This is a genomic window from Listeria grayi (assembly GCF_900638015.1).
Lineage (GTDB): Bacteria > Bacillota > Bacilli > Lactobacillales > Listeriaceae > Listeria > Listeria grayi.
In genome coordinates this window covers 2,474,241-2,496,191 of record NZ_LR134483.1, presented here as the reverse complement: position 1 = coordinate 2,496,191, position 21,951 = coordinate 2,474,241, and the positions used below count along the sequence as shown (strand labels likewise).

The 21,951-nt window shown below is 41.2% G+C and carries 21 protein-coding genes; 18 read left to right on the top strand and 3 right to left on the bottom strand.

The window, feature by feature from the left end; translation table 11 throughout:
- The first annotated feature begins 42 nt into the window (after window positions 1–42).
- From atpD to EL241_RS12200, 10 genes are all read left to right on the top strand, one after another.
- Entirely contained in the window at window positions 43–1,464 is a 1,422-nt protein-coding gene (gene atpD, locus EL241_RS12245; RefSeq protein ID WP_003758818.1) for a F0F1 ATP synthase subunit beta, read from the top strand.
- A gap of 21 nt (window positions 1,465–1,485) precedes the next feature.
- Complete coding sequence (locus EL241_RS12240) at window positions 1,486–1,890, top strand: F0F1 ATP synthase subunit epsilon (protein WP_003758820.1); 405 nt, start codon at window positions 1,486–1,488, stop codon at window positions 1,888–1,890.
- 62 nt (window positions 1,891–1,952) lie between these two features.
- Window positions 1,953–2,189: a DUF1146 family protein gene (locus tag EL241_RS12235; protein ID WP_036105600.1), complete on the top strand. Its 237-nt coding sequence runs from the start codon at window positions 1,953–1,955 to the stop codon at window positions 2,187–2,189.
- Window positions 2,190–2,509: 320 nt separating this feature from the next.
- The gene (murA, locus tag EL241_RS12230) at window positions 2,510–3,805 is read left to right on the top strand and encodes a UDP-N-acetylglucosamine 1-carboxyvinyltransferase (protein ID WP_036105602.1); all 1,296 of its coding nucleotides are present in this window, start codon (window positions 2,510–2,512) and stop codon (window positions 3,803–3,805) included.
- 146 nt (window positions 3,806–3,951) lie between these two features.
- Window positions 3,952–4,950: a rod shape-determining protein MreB gene (mreB, locus tag EL241_RS12225; RefSeq protein ID WP_003758827.1), complete on the top strand. Its 999-nt coding sequence runs from the start codon at window positions 3,952–3,954 to the stop codon at window positions 4,948–4,950.
- A gap of 21 nt (window positions 4,951–4,971) precedes the next feature.
- Complete coding sequence (gene fabZ, locus EL241_RS12220) at window positions 4,972–5,406, top strand: 3-hydroxyacyl-ACP dehydratase FabZ (protein WP_003758829.1); 435 nt, start codon at window positions 4,972–4,974, stop codon at window positions 5,404–5,406.
- Between the two features lie 616 nt (window positions 5,407–6,022).
- Window positions 6,023–6,757, top strand: coding sequence for an aggregation-promoting factor (gene apf, locus EL241_RS13865; RefSeq protein ID WP_052009147.1), 735 nt, complete (start codon window positions 6,023–6,025; stop codon window positions 6,755–6,757).
- Between the two features lie 140 nt (window positions 6,758–6,897).
- Window positions 6,898–7,638, top strand: a complete 741-nt coding sequence (locus tag EL241_RS12210) for a WecB/TagA/CpsF family glycosyltransferase (RefSeq protein ID WP_036105607.1) — start codon at window positions 6,898–6,900, stop codon at window positions 7,636–7,638.
- A 5-nt stretch (window positions 7,639–7,643) separates the two neighbouring features.
- Window positions 7,644–8,768 carry an o-succinylbenzoate synthase gene (menC, locus tag EL241_RS12205; RefSeq protein ID WP_036105610.1) on the top strand — a complete coding sequence of 375 codons (1,125 nt, stop codon included), beginning with the start codon at window positions 7,644–7,646 and terminating at the stop codon, window positions 8,766–8,768.
- 3 nt (window positions 8,769–8,771) lie between these two features.
- Window positions 8,772–9,824, top strand: a complete 1,053-nt coding sequence (locus tag EL241_RS12200; RefSeq protein WP_126320628.1) for a glycosyltransferase family 4 protein — start codon at window positions 8,772–8,774, stop codon at window positions 9,822–9,824.
- Between the two features lie 41 nt (window positions 9,825–9,865).
- Here the strand turns inward: EL241_RS12200 and EL241_RS12195 are convergent, their stop codons facing one another.
- From EL241_RS12195 to EL241_RS12185, 3 genes are all read right to left on the bottom strand, one after another.
- The gene (locus EL241_RS12195; protein ID WP_036105612.1) at window positions 9,866–10,951 is read right to left on the bottom strand and encodes an LCP family protein; all 1,086 of its coding nucleotides are present in this window, start codon (window positions 10,949–10,951) and stop codon (window positions 9,866–9,868) included.
- Window positions 10,952–11,161: 210 nt separating this feature from the next.
- Window positions 11,162–11,716: a GNAT family N-acetyltransferase gene (locus EL241_RS12190; RefSeq protein ID WP_003758840.1), complete on the bottom strand. Its 555-nt coding sequence runs from the start codon at window positions 11,714–11,716 to the stop codon at window positions 11,162–11,164.
- Window positions 11,717–11,719: 3 nt separating this feature from the next.
- Window positions 11,720–12,352 carry a YigZ family protein gene (locus EL241_RS12185; RefSeq protein WP_126320627.1) on the bottom strand — a complete coding sequence of 211 codons (633 nt, stop codon included), beginning with the start codon at window positions 12,350–12,352 and terminating at the stop codon, window positions 11,720–11,722.
- A gap of 398 nt (window positions 12,353–12,750) precedes the next feature.
- On the opposite strand from EL241_RS12185, the gene EL241_RS12180 reads away from it, so the two are divergent.
- The 8 genes from EL241_RS12180 to EL241_RS12145 all read left to right on the top strand — a co-directional run bounded on the left by EL241_RS12180 (window position 12,751) and on the right by EL241_RS12145 (window position 21,941).
- Entirely contained in the window at window positions 12,751–13,437 is a 687-nt protein-coding gene (locus tag EL241_RS12180) for a response regulator transcription factor (protein WP_036105618.1), read from the top strand.
- An 11-nt stretch (window positions 13,438–13,448) separates the two neighbouring features.
- Window positions 13,449–14,300: a DegV family protein gene (locus EL241_RS12175; protein ID WP_036105620.1), complete on the top strand. Its 852-nt coding sequence runs from the start codon at window positions 13,449–13,451 to the stop codon at window positions 14,298–14,300.
- A 158-nt stretch (window positions 14,301–14,458) separates the two neighbouring features.
- Window positions 14,459–15,769 (top strand): ATP-dependent helicase ComFA, encoded by a 1,311-nt coding sequence (locus EL241_RS12170; RefSeq protein ID WP_036105623.1) that lies wholly within the window; start codon window positions 14,459–14,461, stop codon window positions 15,767–15,769.
- Window positions 15,766–16,434 carry a ComFC family protein gene (locus EL241_RS12165; RefSeq protein ID WP_126320626.1) on the top strand — a complete coding sequence of 223 codons (669 nt, stop codon included), beginning with the start codon at window positions 15,766–15,768 and terminating at the stop codon, window positions 16,432–16,434. Before EL241_RS12170 ends, EL241_RS12165 begins: the two co-directional genes overlap by 4 nt.
- Before the next feature lie 187 nt (window positions 16,435–16,621).
- A complete protein-coding gene (hpf, locus tag EL241_RS12160) occupies window positions 16,622–17,191 on the top strand; it encodes a ribosome hibernation-promoting factor, HPF/YfiA family (protein WP_003758852.1) in 570 nt (189 codons plus the stop codon).
- A 183-nt stretch (window positions 17,192–17,374) separates the two neighbouring features.
- Window positions 17,375–19,888 (top strand): preprotein translocase subunit SecA, encoded by a 2,514-nt coding sequence (secA, locus tag EL241_RS12155; RefSeq protein ID WP_003758854.1) that lies wholly within the window; start codon window positions 17,375–17,377, stop codon window positions 19,886–19,888.
- A 77-nt stretch (window positions 19,889–19,965) separates the two neighbouring features.
- Window positions 19,966–21,067 (top strand): peptide chain release factor 2 gene (prfB, locus tag EL241_RS12150; protein ID WP_126320625.1). Its coding sequence is split into 2 segments (ribosomal slippage): window positions 19,966–20,037 and window positions 20,039–21,067, totalling 1,101 coding nucleotides; the frame shifts between segments, so codons are not numbered across the junction.
- Between the two features lie 10 nt (window positions 21,068–21,077).
- The gene (locus EL241_RS12145) at window positions 21,078–21,941 is read left to right on the top strand and encodes a YitT family protein (protein WP_003758859.1); all 864 of its coding nucleotides are present in this window, start codon (window positions 21,078–21,080) and stop codon (window positions 21,939–21,941) included.
- The last annotated feature ends 10 nt before the right edge of the window (window positions 21,942–21,951 follow it).

The following is a 21,951-nucleotide window of genomic DNA, read 5'->3' as shown; positions in this document are numbered from 1 at the left end:
TTCCAGCGATTTTCGGTTAAGTAAGTGAGGAGGAAAAACGGCATGGCAAAAGGACAAGTAATCCAAGTTATGGGCCCAGTTGTAGACGTTAAATTTGAAGGCGGAAATCTGCCTGAAATCTATAATGCCCTAATTGTGGAAGGTTCAGCGAAGTCCGAAAATGAAAAAGACATCAGTCTAACACTCGAAGTTGCGATCCAACTTGGTGATGACGTGGTTCGTACAATTGCAATGGAATCTACAGATGGTATTCAAAGAGGAATGGCTGTACGTGATACAGAAAGTCCAATCACTGTTCCAGTAGGAAATATTACTCTAGGACGTGTATTCAACGTATTAGGAGAAACTATCGACTTAGACGAACCAATTGCAGCGGATATACAGCGTAATAAAATTCACCGTCCGGCACCAACTTTTGATGAACTAGCAACGAAAACGGAGATCCTGGAAACAGGTATCAAAGTAGTAGACTTGCTAGCGCCATATGTTAAAGGTGGTAAAATCGGACTTTTCGGTGGTGCCGGTGTAGGTAAAACGGTACTTATCCAAGAATTGATCAATAACATCGCTCAAGAACACGGTGGTATTTCCGTATTCGCCGGCGTTGGAGAACGTACTCGTGAAGGGAACGACCTTTACTTTGAAATGAAAGATTCTGGCGTTATTGAAAAAACAGCCATGGTATTTGGACAAATGAACGAGCCACCAGGTGCTCGTATGCGTGTTGCCCTAACTGGTCTTACAATTGCGGAATACTTCCGTGATGTAGAACACCAAGATGTATTGCTGTTTATTGATAACATCTTCCGCTTTACTCAAGCCGGATCAGAAGTATCAGCGCTATTAGGCCGTATGCCATCAGCCGTTGGTTACCAACCAACACTTGCAACGGAAATGGGGCAATTACAAGAACGGATCACTTCTACAAATGTAGGTTCTGTAACTTCTATCCAAGCGATCTATGTACCAGCCGATGACTATACTGACCCAGCGCCAGCAACAACATTCGCTCACTTAGATGCAACAACAAACTTGGAACGTAAATTAACAGAACAAGGTATTTACCCAGCTGTTGACCCACTTGCTTCTACTTCCCGTGCGCTTTCTCCAGAAATCGTAGGAGAAGAACATTACAATATCGCAACTGGCGTACAACGTTTATTGCAACGTTATCGTGAACTGCAAGATATCATTGCTATTCTAGGTATGGATGAATTATCTGATGAAGATAAGCTAGCTGTTTCACGTGCACGTCGCGTGCAGTTCTTCCTATCTCAAAACTTCCACGTAGCAGAACAATTTACTGGTCAAGCAGGTTCGTATGTACCAGTAAAAGAAACTGTTAAAGGATTTAAAGATATTCTAGCTGGTAAATATGACCACATTCCTGAAGATGCTTTCCGTTTAGTTGGACGCATTGAAGAAGTGCTGGAAAAAGCGAAAGACATGGGCGTTGAAGTCTGATAATCCAGGAGGGGATACAAAATGAGCTCATTGAACGTAAGTATTGTTACTCCCGATGGTCCTGTCTACGAAGGTAACGCTAATATGGTGATTGCTCGGACAAAAGCCGGTGAACTTGGTATTTTGCACGGACATGTCCCGCTTGTCGCACCACTCAACATTGATATCGTCCGCATAAAGTTGGAGGATTCAGAAGAATGGGTGGCTGTTAACGGCGGCTTTATGGAAGTTAATGGGGAAGAAGTTAATATCCTAGCAGATACGGCAGAACGTGAACAAGATATTGATATCAACCGCGCTGAGAAGGCAAAAGAACGTGCTGAACAAGAACTTCAACTCGCAAAAGATCAAAAAGTAGACGAGTTGATGGCTGAATTGGCGCTTCGACGAGCAATAAACCGCATTCAAGCAAAAAATCATCGTTAAAAACCAAACTCTCTGTCGTAAAGATGGAGAGTTTTTTCTTCATTAAAAGGAAGGAGACTAAAATGTATAATATTATTATGGAGCAACCCATCACGATCATCATCTCGCATCTACTTTTTACCGTGATTGCTTTTTGGGCATTACAAGCGATCCAATACGAAAAATGGCTGAAAAAAAATCATGTCATGCAAGCAAGATTGCTTTTCGTCATGCTTTCTGTCGCGATCGGCTATACAGTCAGCAAGTTTTTTCTCGAATATCTTGCCGCTTCGAAACAGCTCGTGAATTTATTTTCCTAACAAAATATGTCGAAAAGATGTTAAATGTTACAATTGTTACTAAAGGCCTAATTTTCTACTGTGGCCAATAATATTTGCTAAAATCTTCAAGGTAATTAACTTTTTCCTAGGTAATTTAGCATGATTTTCATGGAAAACAGTTTAATTTCTTACATTCCGTGTATACTTATAGAAGTAATTCTAGTAGTCTTTTTTCGGTTGAAATGTTATAGTAAAAAATGGTAGAATGATTTGGATATTATTAATTATATGAACTAAATAAAATAAATGAGAATAAATAATAATTGATTGATGTTATCAGTAACACGGAGGGGTTAGTTTTGGAAAAAATTATTGTTCGCGGAGGAAAACAATTAAACGGTACCGTTAAGGTCGAAGGTGCAAAAAATGCTGTTCTTCCAATTATTGCTGCAACTTTACTGGCGAGCAAAGGCAAAAGCAAATTAGATAATGTACCTAGTTTATCAGATGTCTATACGATTAATGAAGTATTGAAGTATTTAAACGCAGATGTGCAATTTGAAGATGGACAAGTTACTGTAGATGCAAGCGGGGCGATCACTTCTGATGCACCGTTTGAGTATGTGCGTAAAATGCGGGCGTCTGTTGTTGTAATGGGGCCTTTGTTGGCTCGAACTGGTTCTGCTAAAGTGGCATTGCCAGGCGGATGTGCGATTGGTTCGCGCCCGGTAGATCTTCATTTGAAGGGCTTTGAAGCAATGGGAGCTGTCGTGAACATTGAAAATGGCTATATTGAAGCAACTGCTGAAAAATTGACAGGTGCAAAAATTTACTTAGATTTTCCTAGTGTAGGAGCAACTCAAAATATCATGATGGCAGCGACACTTGCAGAAGGTACAACTGTTATCGAAAACGTAGCACGTGAACCAGAGATTGTTGACTTGGCTAACTTCTTGAATCAAATGGGTGCACGCGTTATTGGTGCTGGTACGGAAGTTATCCGTATTGAGGGCGTGAAAGAACTAGTAGCAACTGAACATAATATTATTCCTGACCGTATTGAAGTAGGAACATTCATGATCGCTGCTGCAATCGCTGGCGGTAATGTTCTGATTGAAGATGCAGTGCCAGAACATATTAGTTCCGTTATTGCAAAGCTTGAAGAAATGGGCGTTCAAATCATTGAGGAAGATAAAGGGATCCGTGTTATAGCTCCAGAAAAACTAAAAGCTGTTGACGTGAAAACAATGCCTCACCCAGGTTTCCCTACTGATATGCAAGCACAAATGACAATTATCCAAATGCTCAGTGAAGGTACAAGCCTAATGACAGAAACGGTTTTTGAAAATCGCTTTATGCATGTGGAAGAAATGCGCCGCATGAATGCTGACATGAAAATCGAAGGTCATTCGGTTATTATTTCTGGACCTGCAAAACTTCAAGGAGCTGAAGTTGCTGCGACAGATTTACGTGCAGCGGCTGCACTTATCCTTGCAGGACTTGTAGCTGAAGGATATACACAAGTGACAGAATTGAAATACTTAGATCGTGGTTACTTCAATTTCCACAAAAAACTTCAAGCGCTTGGTGCTGACATCGAACGTGTAGATGATGAAGTTTTAAAAACTCAACCAATTGCCTCTCTATTTGAATAATTAATATCCGACACCTCGTCAAATAATTTTGACGGGGTGTTTTTTTATGAAAAAGCTTTCCTAACGTTGTTTGATTTGTGCTATAATTCAAAAGAAGCGTGTAAATAAAAAGATAAATACATATTAAGAGAGGAGTTAATGGATAGATGGCAAAAGATGTCGGCATAGATTTAGGAACAGCAAACGTATTGATCCATGTTAAGGGAAAAGGTATTGTGATTAATGAACCATCTGTAGTAGCAGTAAACAATAAAACGGGTGCAGTTTTAGCCGTTGGTACTGAAGCAAGAAATATGGTAGGGAGAACACCTGGAGATATTACTGCGATTCGACCAATGAAAGACGGTGTGATCGCAGATTTCGATATTGTACAAGAGATGCTGCGTTTCTTCATTACAAAGCTTAACTTGCGTACCTTTTTTTCAAAACCGAGAATTTTGATCTGCTGCCCTACGAATATCACGACGGTAGAGCAAAATGCGATTAGAGAAGTAGCAATGAAAAGCGGTGGGAAGCAAATTTTCCTTGAAGAAGAACCAAAAGTCGCAGCGATCGGTGCAGGCATGGATATTTATGAACCAAGCGGCAACATGGTCATCGATATTGGCGGTGGGACGGCGGATATTGCGGTCCTTTCTATGGGAGACATCGTAACAAGTCAATCCGTAAAAGTAGCCGGTAACGTATGGGACAACGATATTCTTCAGTACGTGAAGCGTAAATACAATTTATTGATTGGTGAAAGAACTTCTGAAAACATTAAAATTCAAATTGGGACAGCTTTTAAAGGGAACAAGCAGGAACAATTAGAGATTCGCGGTAGAGATCTATTAAGCGGTTTGCCAAAAACGATCACTATTCAAAGTGAAGAAGTGGAAGAAGCGATCCATGATTCCTTACAGATCATTGTTCAAGCGGCGAAACAAGTGCTCGAACAAACACCACCAGAATTATCTGCGGATATTATTGACCGCGGTATCATCATGACAGGTGGAGGCTCATTGCTGGACGGTTTAGACTTATTGCTGGCAGAACAATTGAAGGTTCCTGTTTTAGTAACAGAAAGTCCTTTAGATGTTGTGGCGCTTGGAACAGGTATTTTACTAGATGCTCTTTCTAAAAAGAAAGGGACAAGTAAATTCTAAGTAATTAGGAGGAAATCGTTCATGCTTGATATTAAAGAAATCAAAAAAATATTGCCTCACCGCTATCCTTTTTTATTGATCGATAGAGTAATTGAAGTAGAGGCTGGTAAAAAAGTCAAAGCAATCAAAAATGTCACCGCGAACGAAGAGTTCTTCAATGGACATTTCCCGGATTATCCGGTTATGCCTGGTGTTTTGATCGTAGAAGCATTAGCACAAGCTAGTGGGATCGCGATGCTAGGAGCTGATGGCAATGAAAATAAAATCGGTTTATTTGCCGGCATTGATGGTTGCCGTTTTAAACGCCAAGTTATTCCAGGAGATCAGCTGGTTTTAGAATCAGAAATCACTAGAATGCGTGGTGCTATTGCAAAAGCAAAAGTGAAAGCAACGGTGGAAGATGAGATCGTCTGTGAAGCAGAAATTATGTTTGCTTTATCGGATGTACCTGAATAAATGAGGAAAAAAGAGCTTGCTTGTGAAAATGAGTAGGTTCTTTTTTTAGTATTATGCAGGAATATTTGGCTTTCGGCAACCTGTTAAAAAGTGATTATGTAGCGCTATTATCGGGTTAAAACGATATTTTCTCTTTAGAATAAATGTCGATTTTGAAAAGAAAAAGCTCCCTCAAAAATAGATTTTTGATTAGTAAAGCGCACAAATTCGCCTTTTTTCGTAACATTTTGTTATAAAACTCCTTCAATTTCCCGAAAAAGAACTAGAAAACAACAAAACAAGCCACAAAATCACTAAAAACAGTTCAATATTGTAATGGAAAATTTTTCCAATTATTGTCTGTTTTACTATCAATAGTTCATTTAATGAACTAAGACCTTTTTTTGACGATAAATCGTTATTTGCTTGCAGCACAAAGGATTTGTCGGTTTTTAAGACAGAAATCACTAAAAACTAAAGTTGTCTGAAAAATTCCGCAATCGTGCTTTTTTACAAATATTTCAATGAAAGCGCAAAATATGGCTCGTCTGTCAAACAGGTTTAACTTTCTGGTAACCAAGTCTGTTTTTTCATGTGGTACGATAAGTCTCGTAATTAACAAGGAGGTTTTTATTACATGAAAAAAGCATTCGTAGCGGTAGTTGCAGGATTGATTATCGCAGGAGCAAGCTCCACCCCAACTTTTGCCGCAGAGGTTAAAGTACAAAAAGGGGATTCATTATGGAAAGTATCGAAAACTCACAATGTGTCTATAAATGACTTGAAGAAGGAAAACAATCTAAAATCCAACATCGTTTTCCCTGGACAAGTTCTTAAAATTAACGAAGGATCTTCTAACGTATCCAAATATAAAGTAGTACAAGGAGATACACTTAGTCACATTGCTAAGAAGAAGAACGTTTCTGTTGCTAACTTGAAATCTTGGAATAAACTTTCTTCCGATTTGATCGTAACAGGACAAGTATTAACTATTGGTGGCACTAATAATGATGCTCCAACTGTAGCGGCAACACCAGCTCCAGCACCAAAACAACAAGCACCTGCACAACCAGCGCCAAAACAAGCGCAACCAGCTGAAAACAAACAACAAGCAAGCACTGCATCTGAAGCTAAACCAGCTGCTTCAAGCAATAACTCTTCTGCAAAAGCATGGATCGCACAACGCGAATCCGGCGGTTCTTACTCAGCTAGAAATGGTCGTTATGTTGGGAAGTATCAATTAGACGCTTCTTATCTTAATGGGGATCATTCTGCTGCTAACCAAGAACGTGTAGCAGACAAATATGTTTCTGAAAGATACGGTTCTTGGGACAATGCAAAAGCACACTGGGAATCTAAAGGTTGGTACTAAGAATTAAATGAAATGATCAAATAGGAAGCCGGCTAAGGCTTCCTATTTTTTTGTGGAAAGCCGCGGATAGGGTTAGGAACTCGTATTGATTTATGATAAACTAAAAGATATCATCGTCTATACGAGGAGTAATTGATTATATGGAACGAAAACAAGTAGATATATTAGGAATCCCTTTTTTGGCTGTCACGCAATCGGAATTTGTGCAGCTGCTTATCCAAGACGCACTGGAAGGGAAAAAACGGTTTGTTGTGACCGCGAATCCAGAGATCGTCATGCAGACTAGGCAAGACAACACCTTTAAACAAGTTGTTTTGCAAGCTGACTATATCGTCGCAGATGGCGTCGGGATTTTAATGGCGGCTGAACAATTCGGTGATCCGCTTCCCGAACGTGTAACTGGATTTGATACATTGACGGGCGTATTAGAGGCGGCAAGCGCGCAAAGATTACGGGTCTATTTTTTAGGCGCAAAGCCGGAAATAAGCGAATTAATGAAAAATACATTAGCCGATGCTTATCCTGCGTTAGAAATCGTGGGGATCAGGCATGGCTACTTTGATGTGAATGAGAGCATGGCGATTGCGGAAGAGATACGTGCTAGCGGAGCAGACTTTGTCTTTGTGGCTTTAGGAGCTCCGGCGCAGGAAAAGTGGATCTTATCGCAGTTGCCTACATTTGATAAAGGGATCTTCATGGGAGTCGGTGGTAGCTTTGACGTGCTTTCTGGAAGCGTCAAACGTGCGCCGAAGCTTTGGATCGTCTTGCGGTTGGAATGGTTTTATCGCTTGATGACGAATCCTTCCAGATGGCGTCGCTACTTTGCGATTCCGCAGTTTATGATGGCGGTCAGACGTGAGAAAAAAAGAAGAAACAGGTGAGGAACATGCAGATCCGAAAAGTAGAATGGAAAGAATTGTCCTTGTCATTTCGTGCAAATATCCAGACTAGCTATGGTGTCCAGACTGCCAAGCACTTCTTTTTACTGGCTTTAGAAGACGAGCAGGGCTTTACTGGTTATGGAGAATTAGAAGCTTTTGAGTTGCCTGATTATACCGAAGAAACCTTAGAAGGTGCATTTGGGCTTATTAGAGGGCTGTTGCTGCCACTTTTAATGGAGCATGAGATCAGTCATCCGCGAGAGGTAAGAGCGCTGTTTGGCTGGATCAGAGGGAATGAAATGGCCAAAGCTGCTGTCGAAACGGCGGTGTGGGACTTACATGCGAAACGAAAAGGAATTTCCTTGGCCGAATTGCTGGGAACGCAAAGAAGCACTGTTCCTGTAGGTGTGAGCATTGGGATCCAACCGACGCCGGAAGCATTGGTGAAAACAGTTGGAGCATACTTGAAAGAAGGCTATCAGCGTATCAAGATCAAAATCAAACCAGGCTCAGACTATGAACATCTAAAAGCAGTTCGCGAAGCATATCCGTCTATTTCGATGATGGCAGATGCAAATTCCGCCTACGAATGGCAGGATATAGAACTCTTGAAAAAAATAGACACACTTGACTTGGAAATGATCGAACAGCCTTTTGGTGTAAACGATCTGTTTTATCATGCAGAACTCCAAAAACAGTTGCAGACAAAAATCTGTTTAGATGAAAATATCCGTTCGCTTGCTGATTTGGAGCAAGCTTATCGTTTGGGAAGCTGTCAGGCAGTTAATTTGAAAATCGCTAGAGTTGGCGGGATCGCAGAAGCGTTAGATATTATTTCATTTTGTGTGGAAAACAAACTGCTCGTTTGGTGTGGTGGTATGTATGAAGCGGGGATTGGGAGAGCTTTTAATTTGGCTTTGGCTGGGAATGAAGCATTTACGTTCCCTGGGGATATCTCAGCGACAGACCGTTATTTCGAAAAAGATATTTTGACAGAAGATTTTGTGTTGGAAAACGGCTCGCTACGTATTCCTTCTGGTATTGGGATCGGTGTTGAACTGCGAGAAGATCTGAGCACGTTTACAAAAAGTGAAGGTACATATTATTTCGATAAGAAAGAAGGTGAGTGATAGGTGATTTGGTGGAGTATTTTAGTTGGCTTTTTGGTGGCGCTTATCTTAGTGCCTGTCGTCAGGAAATTCGCTTTTATGATTGGCGCGGTAGATGTGCCAAGACAAAGGCATATGCACAAGAAAACCACCGCTACATTAGGCGGCGTGGCTTTTTTTCTTGGCTTTACAGCTGGCGTCATTTTCTTGCCGATTGATTGGATGGAATTTTTGCCGGTCTATGTCGGTGGCTTGATTATTGTAATTTTAGGAATTATAGATGATATTATTGAACTCGCGCCGCGTTATAAATTGCTTGGCCAGATTGCTGCTGCATTATGTGTCACGGTTTGGGGGCATATTTCGATTGGCTTTATTAATATCCCTTTTTATGGACAGCTGGAATTCGGTGTGTTTGGGATCCCGATCTCTATTTTGTGGATTGTGGCAATCATTAATGCGCTCAACTTGATCGATGGTTTAGATGGCTTGGCAGGAGGAGTTTCCTTTATTGCGTTGATGACGATTGCGGGCATGGCGATCTTGCTGAAGGATACCTTTGTTGCGCCGATCGCATTTGTGCTAGCGGCTGCAGTATTAGGATTCTTGATTTTTAACTTTCCACCGGCAAGCATTTTTATGGGAGATACAGGAGCGCAATTTCTCGGCTACATGATTGCTGTTTTGTCGTTGATGGGATTCAAAAACGTTACCTTTATCTCATTATTAGTACCGATCATTATTTTGGGTGTGCCACTTTCCGATACGTTTTTTGCGATTATCCGAAGATGGAAAGCAAAAGTTCCGATTTCCATGGCAGACAGATCGCATCTGCATCATCGACTGATGGCGTTAGGCTTTACACCGCGTCAAACGGTGCTGCTGATCTATGCGATGGCATTGCTGTTTTCAATGACTGGCTTCGTATTCTCGTTTTCGACTACTTGGGGCGCGGCTATTTTGTTGATCTTATTGCTTATAAGTGTAGAGGTGATCGTGGAATTTATTGGTTTGGTTGGGGAAAATTATCGGCCGATACTGCAGTTGTTGCAGAAGATCCATCGTAAACGAAGATAAAAAAGGCTTCCTTCGATTATTGAAGGAAGCCTTTTTAGTGATCATGGAGAACTTGTTCCGGATGTTGACGTTGAGGAAGAATCTTCATTTTCCTGCTTCATTGCTTCGGAATAAGTCTGTACTCCTGAGAATGGTTTGTTGATGTCTAATTCGTTAGCAAACTCATTACCGATCTGCTGAACAGAATTTTCATCTAATTTGTAATAATAAACCGTATCTGTCGGGTCGTCTCCGCCTTTAAGATCTAAAGAATCAATTTTGATATCGTGTGTCATCCCGTATTTAGCGATCGAAAGCATCTGATCAAACTTCAAGTTTGTTTTCATGCTCTTTCCAACGGTGTCGATAATGCTGGAATATTTACTGATTGAGCTAATAGAAGAAGCTTTCTTCACGATTGCTTTGATGATCATTTGCTGACGCTTGCCGCGCTCGATGTCGTTATCGATGTGACGAGTTCTAGCAAGTGCTAGAGCTTGTTCACTGTTTAAATGCTGTCTTCCTTTGTGAAGTGTGATCGCTCCTGCTTTATCGTCTGAATTTTGTTCGGTGAAAGTAACTGGAACATCCATATCGATACCGCCGAGGGCATCAACAATAGATAAGAATGAATCGAAATTGAATCGGACATAATAATCGATCGGCACTTTGAATTGTTCCTGCACCGTCTGCATCGTCAATGCTGGACCGCCATATGCATGAGCAGCATTTATTTTCGTATACGTATCAATATCTTTCTTAGGGTAGCTGATGTGTACATAAGAGTCACGAGGGATACTCGTCATTTTTACACGGTTTTCTTTCACATTGAATGTCGCTAAGATCAGCGAGTCGCTTCGGGCTGGGCCGTCAGACGCTCGTTTTTTACCAGTATCGACACCAATCAATAGAATAGAAAAACTGTCTTTGATAGGCTCCACTTCGGAAGTACGCAGATCGGACATTTTGCCGTCTCGTACATCTTCAAAGGCATTATCAGCAGCTAGTTTCGTTTTTGCAAATAAGTAAGTACCATAGCCGACTCCAGATAGAACAATCACCATGAGTGGAATCAAGACCCAATACAGAACTCTTCTGCGTTTTTTGTATTTTCGCAGGGCAGAGCGATCTTTCGGTTGTTTAGTCATATATCAATTCTCCTTAAATTTCGGTTTAGCAACAACAAGTTGGTTTGTAATGCTTTGCGCACTGATAACATTTTATCATGCGTTTCCTACAAGAAGATTACACAAAACTAAAGAATTCTTAAAAAGATTAAAGCGATTTTGTGTGTACTCGCTTTATTATACCTAATGAAATGCGAAATATATATACAAAGAAGAAAATTTAAATATTTCTTAAGTATCTTTTAGAGACTGAAACTGGCGAAAAAAATTCAGAACCGTACAAACGTCTTGTGTATATAGCTCGAATTCCTTCGTAGTGGATTGATAATCGAAGTGCAGATTTTCTAGTAAGCGGATCGAAGCGGTATTATCGGGCAGTACCTTGGCTGTGACTCCGCGAAGATATGTCTGTTTTTCAAGTAATTCGATAAAAGTAGTGAGCGCTTCAGTCATGATTCCTCTGCGCCAAAATTGCTGGGCAAGTTCGTATCCGATCTCTGCTGTTTTATCAGCAGACAGGATATCATTGATACCGAGCGAACCTATGATCTGATCTTCAATGAATAATGTATAACGGCAGGCTGCAGGCTCTTCTTCGATCAATCGAATCATTTCTTGAGCTTGCGAAACGGTAGCGAATTTTTCGATATTCATGTATCTTGCTACAGCTTCATCCGACCAAATGGAAAAAAGCGCCGCCGCATGAGCGCTTTTTGTTTTCTTAAAGGTGACTCGCTTGGAGATGATCTCCTCTGGGAGAGTCGTTAAAAATTCAGTGTCTGTCATTTACTAAACACTCTTTTCGCGATATTTTTGTTGTCCCCTTTTTAATACTACTTGACCATTCGTCATTTCAATCAGCCAAGCTTCAAATGTATCTAGATCATTTTGATCGACAAAAATGGTCAAGACAACATTTTCGGTGAAATTCTTTTCATAAATCTGATAATTTTCTTGCGTAAGCAGATTTTCAACTTTCCCAAGTTGGGGATATGAAATCGTACAATCTACTAAGGTAGCTAGTGTCCGTTCGACGACGCCGATCGCTTGGAGTGCTTCGCTCACAGAATTCCCATAAGCTCTAACAAGACCACCGGCTCCCAATTTGATCCCGCCGAAATAGCGAGTAACGACCACCACCGTGTTTTTTAAGCGGCGTTTTTTTAAAACCTCCAGCATTGGCACGCCGGCAGTTCCACTTGGTTCGCCATCATCGTTGGCTTTTTGATGTTGATCTCTTTCTCCGATCAAATAGGCAGAACAATTGTGCGTGGCTTGATTATGCTTTTTTTTGATCTGTGCGATAAATGATTGCGCTTCTTCCTCAGTTTCTGCACGTGAAACGGAACAGATAAAGCGAGATTTATCGATCACGATCTCATGTTCACCGGTTTGTTTGATGGTAAGGTACTGTTCCAGCATAAAATGCCTCCAATATAAGCCGCTTGCTTAAAAGCTAATCCTTTTCCGCAAGCTGTACTTAGTCTAGCGAATCTGATTTTATTTTAGCGGATAGTAGAACGCTTGTACAGTTGTTTCTGCACAAAAGGGCTATTCGAGATGATGTAGGAACAAATCCATGTTATAATATTTCTGCTATTACTTTTGACAGGTGTCGAAAAAGGGTAAATAGGTATTAAGACATTTTTGTATGGCATAGAAAGTTATTAGCTAAGGCATCAGGCCATTTCTGGCGTATGTTATGATAAATAACCAGTACTACTTAAAAAAGGGTGAAAATCATGAATAACACTATAAATTGACCAACAAGATTATTTTGCATGGTCAAAATAACTTTTATGAAGAGAGGGGTAGTCATAATGACACTCAAAATCATGATTGTAGATGATCACCAACTCTTTCGCGAGGGACTAAAACACATTCTTGAAACGGAAGATTCTTTTGAAGTGGTCTTGGAAGCAGAAGATGGCAAAAATATTGTGTCAAAAGTAAGAGAGGCGAGTCCGGATGTTATTTTGATGGATATCAACATGCCCTCTGTAAATGGTTTAGACGCTACGGAGATGCTGATCAGGCAATTTCCAAGCGCAAAAATTATTATGTTATCGATACATGATTCTGATGAATTTGTTTCATCTGCTTTGAAAACTGGCGCAGTCGGCTATCTATTAAAAGAAATGGACGCGAACGAACTGATCGAAGCAATCAAAGTAGTTTATAAAGGTGGTGCTTATATCCATCCAAAAGCCGCTATCAAATTGATTCGGGAATATCGAAATTTAGCCAGTTCCAGCTCTGCGCAGGGTAATTATGGCTACAGACAGCCGGAAGTGAAAATGCCATTGCACTTGCTGACCCATCGAGAATGTGAGGTACTGCAATTGTTGACGGATGGGAAAAGTAACCGCAGTATCGGGGAAGCACTTTTTATCAGTGAAAAAACAGTTAAAAATCATGTGAGTAGTATTTTGCAGAAAATGAAAGTAAATGATCGTACGCAAGCAGTTGTGACTGCTATTAAGCATGGTTGGGTTTATATTCGTTAAAGGGGGATATTATGAAAGAAAAGATTGCGGTTGTAACGGACAGCACTGCTTATTTGCCGGCAGAAACGGTAGAAAAGTATAACATCCACGTCATCCCGTTGTCTGTTATTATTGACGGTGAGGTTTATAAAGAGGGAATTGATATTACAACAGCCGAATTTTACGAAAAAGCAAAAGCGGCAGACCAGTTCCCAACTTCTTCGCAACCTTCACCAGGGGAATTTGTCCAGTTATTTGAAGAAATGAAAGAACAAGGGTATACCCATGTCTTCAGCATCCACCTTTCCAGTGGTATCAGTGGAACCTATCAAAATGCGCTGTCGTCTGGTCAAATGGTAGAAGGCATCGAAGTGATCGGCATCGATTCTGGACTTTCATGCATGGCGCAAGGTTCTCTAGCTGTTAAAGCAAGTGAACTAATTGCGCAAGGCAGTGATTCGCAGGAGATCCTCGAAGCGTTGGAAAAAAAGCTGACAACGATGGATGCTTATTTCCTTGTGGATGATTTAAATAACTTACAACGCGGTGGCCGCCTTTCAGGTGCGCAAGCCTTGATAGGAAGCTTATTACAGATCAAACCGATTCTTTATTTTGAAGATAAGGTCATTACACTTTTTGAAAAAGTACGAACTAAGAAAAAAGCATTGAAGCGAATTGAGGAATTACTCGGTCAAGCAGTCAAAAGAGGAGAAGCAAAGCAAGCTTATGTCATTCATGGCAATGATCCAGAGAGTGGACAAAAGTGGCTAGAGGTCTTACAAACAAACTACCCTACGGTTGAATTTCATTTGTCTTACTTCGGTCCAGTCATAGGAACGCATTTAGGCGAAGGGGCTTTGGGATTGACTTGGGCGAGCAAATAAAGGTAAAAATAGTTTTTTGTGCAGCTAACACTGTGCAAAAAACTATTTTTTTATAGAAGAATATATTATTTTTGAAATGAAGCCTAGCTAAAAATAGCAAAGTAGCTTCTGCAAAGAATGGAGAAATCGTGTATAACTATTTCAAAGGAGGTAGCAGAATGGCTGTTTTTCCTGGGAAGTTATATACGAAGGCGGAATTAGAAGCAACGGATGGCTTACAAACAATTGCAGGGATCAATGGAAACCCTCCTCGCTGTTTTCGCTGCGGAAATCGGGACGATTTTGGGAAGATGCCTTGTTTATGTGGGAAGAAGGATTGTTTGTATTGCCGTCGCTGTATTCAGATGGGTCGCGTCAATGCCTGCACGACTTTATTTTATAGAAAAAGCGAAGAAGAAGCACCATCAAGGAGAACATTTTTGGAATGGCAAGGAGACTTGTCGGAGGCGCAACAGCAAGCAAGTGAGCGTATCGTACAAGCAGTAGTAGAGAAGAAGCCACTCTTACTATGGGCGGTGGCAGGATCAGGCAAAACAGAAATGCTTTTTGCCGGAATCGATCGGGCTTTGCAGAATGGCGAACGCGTGGCGCTGGCGACACCACGGGTAGATGTATGCTTAGAATTACAACCGCGATTAGAAGCAGCATTTCCGCATGTCCCGAAATGCTGTTTATATGGCGGATCTGAAGAAAAGTACTTGGGAGAACGCTTTGTCATTGCGACGACCCATCAGCTAGTCCGATACTATCGAGCTTTTGATACGGTTTTTATAGATGAGGTCGATGCTTTTCCATATAGTCAAGATCCTCTTCTAGCTTATGCTGTTGATAAAGCTGCGAAAGAAAAGTGTACGCAAATTTATATTACTGCTACACCAACGCGTACTTGGCAACAAGAATGTGCGACTGGGCTGCGCGATCATGTCAAAATCCCGGCACGATATCATGGCTATCCACTTCCTGTCCCGATCGCGGTTTGGATAGGCAATTGGCAAAGGAGATTAAAAAAAGGCAAACTGCCATTTCAGATCGAAACATGGCTGGATATGATTCTCTCGAAAAACAAACCGGTATTGCTCTTCTTTCCTAGCATTACTCTGATGAAGAAAAGCTATCCGCTTTTTCAAGCGGCATACAAAGATGTGGAATCTGTCTATGCAGAAGATCCGGAGCGTAAGAGCAAAGTAGAGAAACTGCGTCAAGGGAAAATACAATTGTTGCTCACCACTACGATTCTGGAAAGGGGAGTTACTTTTCCAAATGTCCAAGTCGGTGTTATCGGTGCAGAAGAAGCAGTTTTTAGCGAGTCGGCACTTGTGCAGATCGCGGGACGGGTGGGAAGAAAAACCGAATACCCGCAAGGCGAGATCCGCTTTTTCCATTATGGAAAATCCCTTGCTATTTGCCGAGCGATCAGCCAAATCAATGAAATGAACCGATTAGCTAGGGAAGCGGGACTACTGCGATGAAGCGTAGGTGTCCTATTTGCGGAGCAGTTATTCTGGAAAAAATCGGCTGGACTTTTTGGGAGGTCAATGTAAACCGCTGCTGCCAAACCTGCAGGAATGCCTTTGAACCTATAGAGTCCCCTTGTTGCGAGCGGTGCAGTAAACCTGCTGTCAGTGGAGTCTGTAGAGATTGTGAAAGCTGGAGAACTAGCGGCCGTGCATATCTACAAAAAAACTATTCGCTATATCACTACAATGAATTTGCAAAGGAAGTTACAACTCAATTTAAATTCCGAGGAGACTATGAGATCGCACGTGTTTTTAGCAGACCGCTCCAAAAGCAATTGGAACAGCTTTCGGTAGAAGAGATCATTGTTATTCCACTGCATGAAGACCGTCTGCAAGAGCGGGGCTTTAATCAAACAGAAGCGCTTTTGCAAGTCATCGCCCAACCGTACCAAAACTGGCTGCAACGAAAAGAGCAAGGTAAACAGTCGAAAAAAAGCCGCAAAGAACGACTTCGTATGAAACAAATCTTCTCTTTGACTGCGGATGCAACTATAAACGGCAAAACGATTTTATTGGTGGATGATGTATACACGACAGGCGCTACACTTCATTGTGCAGCAGAACTTTTGCATGAACATGGTGCAAAGCAAATTGAAGCAATTACGATTTTTCGTTAAAAAAGGTTTGCGGTCGGGTCGAATGTGGAAACTAAAGTATAAAATCATAATGGGATAAAAATAAAGAAAACCTTTACAAAAATATGGTATAAATATTTGCAAAAACAGTGTATATACCGTAGACTAAAGGTAAGAAGTTAACGCTTCTTGGTTGTGATTTTTGTTTTATCTCAAAGGAGGAATTGCTATGCTTAAGTACAACATTCGTGGTGAGAATATTGAAGTTACAGAACCGATCCGAGATTATGTGGAAAAGAAAATCGATAAATTAGAAAGATACTTCAATGAAACACCAGACGCAAACGTACACGTCAATTTGAAAGTTTATTCCGATAAGAGTGCAAAGGTCGAAGTGACAATCCCGCTTCCCAATCTAGTATTACGTGCGGAAGAAACAAATGGCGACTTGTATGCAAGCGTTGACTTGATCGCAGATAAATTAGAACGGCAAATCCGGAAGCATAAAACGAAAGTTAACCGAAAATTCCGAGATAAAGGCAGTGAAAAAGACTACTTTGCATTTTCGGAGATCAATGATAGCACGCCGTCTGAAGAAACGGACAGCGATTATGATATTGAGATCGTGAGAACAAAGAGTTTTTCTCTAAAACCAATGGATAGCGAAGAAGCAGTTTTGCAAATGAATTTGTTGGGGCATAATTTCTTTGTATTCAACGATGCAGAGACAAATGGAACCAACATTGTATATAAACGCAAAGACGGGAAGTATGGTCTGATCGAAACAGAAGCAGACTGAGTGATTTTTAAAAATAATGCGACGCCTTACCTGATTGATTGGTAAGGCGTTTTTCTAGTAAGAGAATTAATCATTATGTTGTCTTTTCTGCGTGTTTAGTGATAAAATTAAGGAGCATATCGAAAAAATGAACGAGAATTTATATAAGACAGGATAAAGTTGAAACAGAAGAGGAGAATCAAAATGGCAGGTTTATTAAAACGAATTTTTGAATCTGGGAAAAAGGATTTAAAATATTTGGAGAAAAAGGCAGATCAAATAGAAGCATTAGCAGATGAAACAGCAAGCCTATCTGATGAACAACTACGCGGAAAAACAGATGAATTCAAAGCGCGTTTTGCAAATGGAGAGACCTTAGATGATTTATTAGTAGAGGCGTTCGCGGTTGCTCGCGAAGGCGCAAAACGAGCACTCGGCTTGTATCCGTTCCGTGTTCAGCTCATGGGTGGTATCGTGCTGCATGAGGGTAATATTGCAGAAATGAAAACTGGTGAAGGTAAAACGTTGACAGCTACATTGCCGGTTTATTTAAACGCGCTTTCTGGCGAAGGAGTCCATGTGGTTACGGTCAATGAATACTTGGCTCACCGGGATGCAGAAGAAATGGGTGTGCTTTACGACTTCTTAGGTTTGCGAGTAGGACTCAACTTGAATTCTATGTCCAGTGAAGAAAAACGAGAAGCTTATCTAGCTGACATCACTTATAATACCAATAACGAATTAGGATTCGATTACCTGCGTGATAACATGGTTGTTTATAAAGAAGAAATGGTTCAGCGGCCATTATCTTTTGCCATCATCGATGAAGTCGATTCTATTCTTATCGATGAAGCGAGAACACCGCTGATTATTTCTGGAGAAGCAGAAAAATCTACGCTGCTTTATGTACGGGCAAATTCGTTTGTTACAACTTTAACAGCAGAAACTGACTTTACGGTCGATATCAAGACGAAAACGGTACAATTAACAGAAGAAGGGATGACCAAAGGGGAAAAATATTTTGGTGTAGATAACCTCTTTGATTTAGATAATACGGTGATTCTTCATCATATCGCGCAAGCACTCAAAGCAAATTACACGATGGACTTAGATGTCGATTATGTGGTTCAAGAAGACGAAGTGCTGATCGTGGACCAATTTACAGGTCGTATCATGAAAGGCCGTCGCTTCAGCGAAGGATTACACCAAGCTTTAGAAGCTAAAGAAGGCGTAACGATTCAAAATGAATCGAAAACGATGGCTACGATCACTTTCCAAAACTACTTCCGAATGTATAAGAAATTAGCTGGGATGACAGGTACAGCGAAAACAGAAGAAGAAGAATTCCGCGATATCTACAACATGCGAGTTATTGAGATCCCAACGAATAAAGATATTATTCGTGATGATAAACCGGATTTGATCTATACAACTATGGATGCGAAATTCAGTGCGGTCGTGGATGACATTGCAGAACGCCATGCCAATGGTCAACCAGTTCTTGTTGGTACGGTAGCGATCGAAACATCTGAATTGATTTCGCAAAAACTAAAACGCAAAGGCGTAAAACATGATGTGTTAAATGCAAAGCAGCATGAACGTGAAGCCGATATCATTGCCAAAGCGGGTGAAAAAGGTGCAGTTACGATCGCAACCAATATGGCCGGTCGTGGTACGGATATTAAACTTGGCGAAGGTACTGTAGAAGCTGGCGGTTTAGCGGTTATCGGTACGGAACGTCATGAATCACGCCGGATCGATAATCAGTTGCGTGGTCGTTCAGGTCGTCAAGGAGATCCAGGTGTAACGCAATTCTATCTTTCTATGGAAGATGAATTGATGCGTCGTTTCGGGTCGGACAACATGAAGAGCATGATGGAGCGTTTTGGCATGAGTGATGAAGCGATCCAAAGTAAAATGGTTAGCCGTGCTGTAGAATCAGCGCAAAGACGTGTAGAAGGAAACAACTTCGATTCCCGTAAACAAGTCTTGCAATATGATGATGTTTTGCGTCAGCAACGTGAAGTTATTTATAAACAGCGTTATGAAGTTATCAATGCAGACAATGGATTGCGTGAGATCATTGAGCAGATGATCGAGCGGACGATCAACCGCATTGTATCTGCTCATGCTTCCAGCCATGAACCAGAAGAGGAATGGAATCTACAAGCGATCGTTGATTATGTAGATGCCAATCTGCTGCCAGAAGGCGTTGTCACTACGGATAATTTAAAACAAAAAGATAGCGAAGAGATCCAAAACTTTATCTTTGAAAAAATCAAAGAAGCCTATAATGAAAAAGAAACACTTCTTTCACGAGAAGAGTTTAACGAATTTGAAAAAGTAGTCTTGCTTCGTGTAGTCGATACGAAATGGGTAGATCATATTGATGCGATGGATCACTTGCGAGAAGGCATTCATTTACGTGCCTACGGTCAAATCGATCCGCTTCGTGAATATCAATCTGAAGGATTTGCGATGTTTGATACAATGATCGATTCTATCGATGAAGATGTGGCACGCTACATTATGAAAGCAGAGATCCAACAAAACCTTGAGCGGGAGCAAGTGGCAAAAGGCGATGCAGTCGACCCGTCAGAAGGAAAACCAAAAGCAAAACGTCAACCGATCAGAAAAGACAAACACATCGGACGCAACGACCCTTGCCCATGCGGCAGCGGCAAGAAGTACAAAAACTGTCATGGTAAGCTAGACTAGCCGACATAGAAAAGCGCCTTAGAAAAGGCGCTTTCTGTATGCAACCTAAAATAACAATCAAAAGGTGGAAAATAGAAATGGAATTAGCGGATATTCGTAATGAATTAGAACAAACGGCGGTACAAATCAAAGACTTTAGGGGGTCTCTTTGACTTAGAAAGCATGGAAGCCCGTATTGCCGAGTTAGAAGATCAAATGCTGGATCCGAGTTTTTGGAATGATCAACAAGGAGCTCAAACGGTCATCAATGAAGCTAATGGATTAAAAGACACGTATCAAGCGTTTCATCAATTAGAAGAACAACAGGAAAATCTGGAAGTCAGCTTAGAGCTTTTACGGGAAGAGCTAGATGCCGATCTGAAAGAGCAAGTGGAAGAAGAGTTGCAGACGTTTGTCCGCGAACTGAAAGATTTTGAATTGAAAATGATTTTAAGCGAGCCATATGACAAAAACAATGCGATCTTAGAAATTCATCCAGGCGCGGGCGGCACAGAATCACAAGATTGGGGATCGATGTTGCTGCGTATGTATCAGCGCTTTGCCGATAAAAAAGGGTTCAAGGTTGAAATGTTGGATTATCAAGCTGGCGATGAAGCTGGGATCAAAAGTGTCACTCTGCTGATCAAAGGATTGAATGCTTACGGTTATTTAAAAGCAGAAAAAGGCGTTCATCGTTTAGTACGGATCTCGCCGTTTGATTCTTCAGGCCGTCGTCATACATCGTTTGTTTCGGTAGATGTGATGCCGGAATTGAATGATGATATCGAGATCGAAGTGCGCCCTGAAGATTTGAAAATCGATACTTACCGTGCTACTGGTGCAGGTGGACAGCATATCAATACGACCGATTCAGCTGTTCGGATGACTCACTTGCCGACGGGGATTGTGGTTACTTGTCAATCAGAGCGTTCACAGTTGAAAAACCGAGAACAAGCAATGAAAATGCTAAAAACGAAGCTATACCAAAAAGAACAAGAAGAAAAAGAACAAGAACTTGCAGCGATTCGTGGTGAACAAAAAGAAATCGGATGGGGTAGTCAAATTCGTTCATACGTTTTCCATCCTTATTCGATGGTCAAAGATCACCGCACGGAAGTCGAGACCGGAAATACACAAGCTGTCATGGACGGGGAAATCGATGACTTTATCAACGCCTACTTGCGTTCAAAGATAAATTAAGGAGTAAGTAATGAATAAAAAACGTCGTAAAAAGTCCTCTGCAAGGATAGTATCCAAATGGATGGAATATATATATGTAATCATAGGAGCAGCTATAATTGCGATTGCTTTTAATACGCTATTACTACCGAACCACGTGGCTTCGGGCGGTGTAAGCGGGATAAGCACGATTCTCAACTCGCTTACGGGCTGGACACCAGCATTTATTCAATGGGCGTTTAATATCCCTCTCTTTATCGCAGGCGTATTGTTTTTGGGCTATCAGTTTGGGATCAAGACATTTGTGGGAACGATGCTACTGCCACTATTCGTTTATCTGACGCAGCATTTCGATACGTGGACACATCAGCCACTCGTTGCTGCTCTGTTTGGTGGCGTGCTGGTCGGAGCAGGATTGGGAATCGTTTTCCGTGGCAAAGCTTCGACAGGCGGAACAGATGTTGTCGCACAAATATTGCATAAGTACACGCATCTATCCTTAGGTATATGTGTCGCGCTCATCGATGGCTTCGTGGTGGTTACGGCTATGGCTGTTTTTGACGTGGAATCTGGACTTTATGCGTTAGTTGCGCTATACGCAACTAGTAAAACCATCGATTTGGTGCAAGTAGGTCTCAATCAGTCGAAATCTGTCCTGATCATCTCAGAAAATCAAGATGCGATCCGGGAAGCAGTGCTTTATAAAATCGACCGCGGAATCACCCGATTATCTGCGCAAGGTGGTTATACAGATGATGAAAAGCAGATCCTGCTTTGCGTGATCGAGCAACGAGAATTTACCCGTTTAAAAGAAGTGATCAAAGAAATCGATCCGAATGCCTTTGTCGTGGTCATGAGCGCCAGCGAAGTATTAGGAGAAGGATTTACATTATAATGAAAAAGCT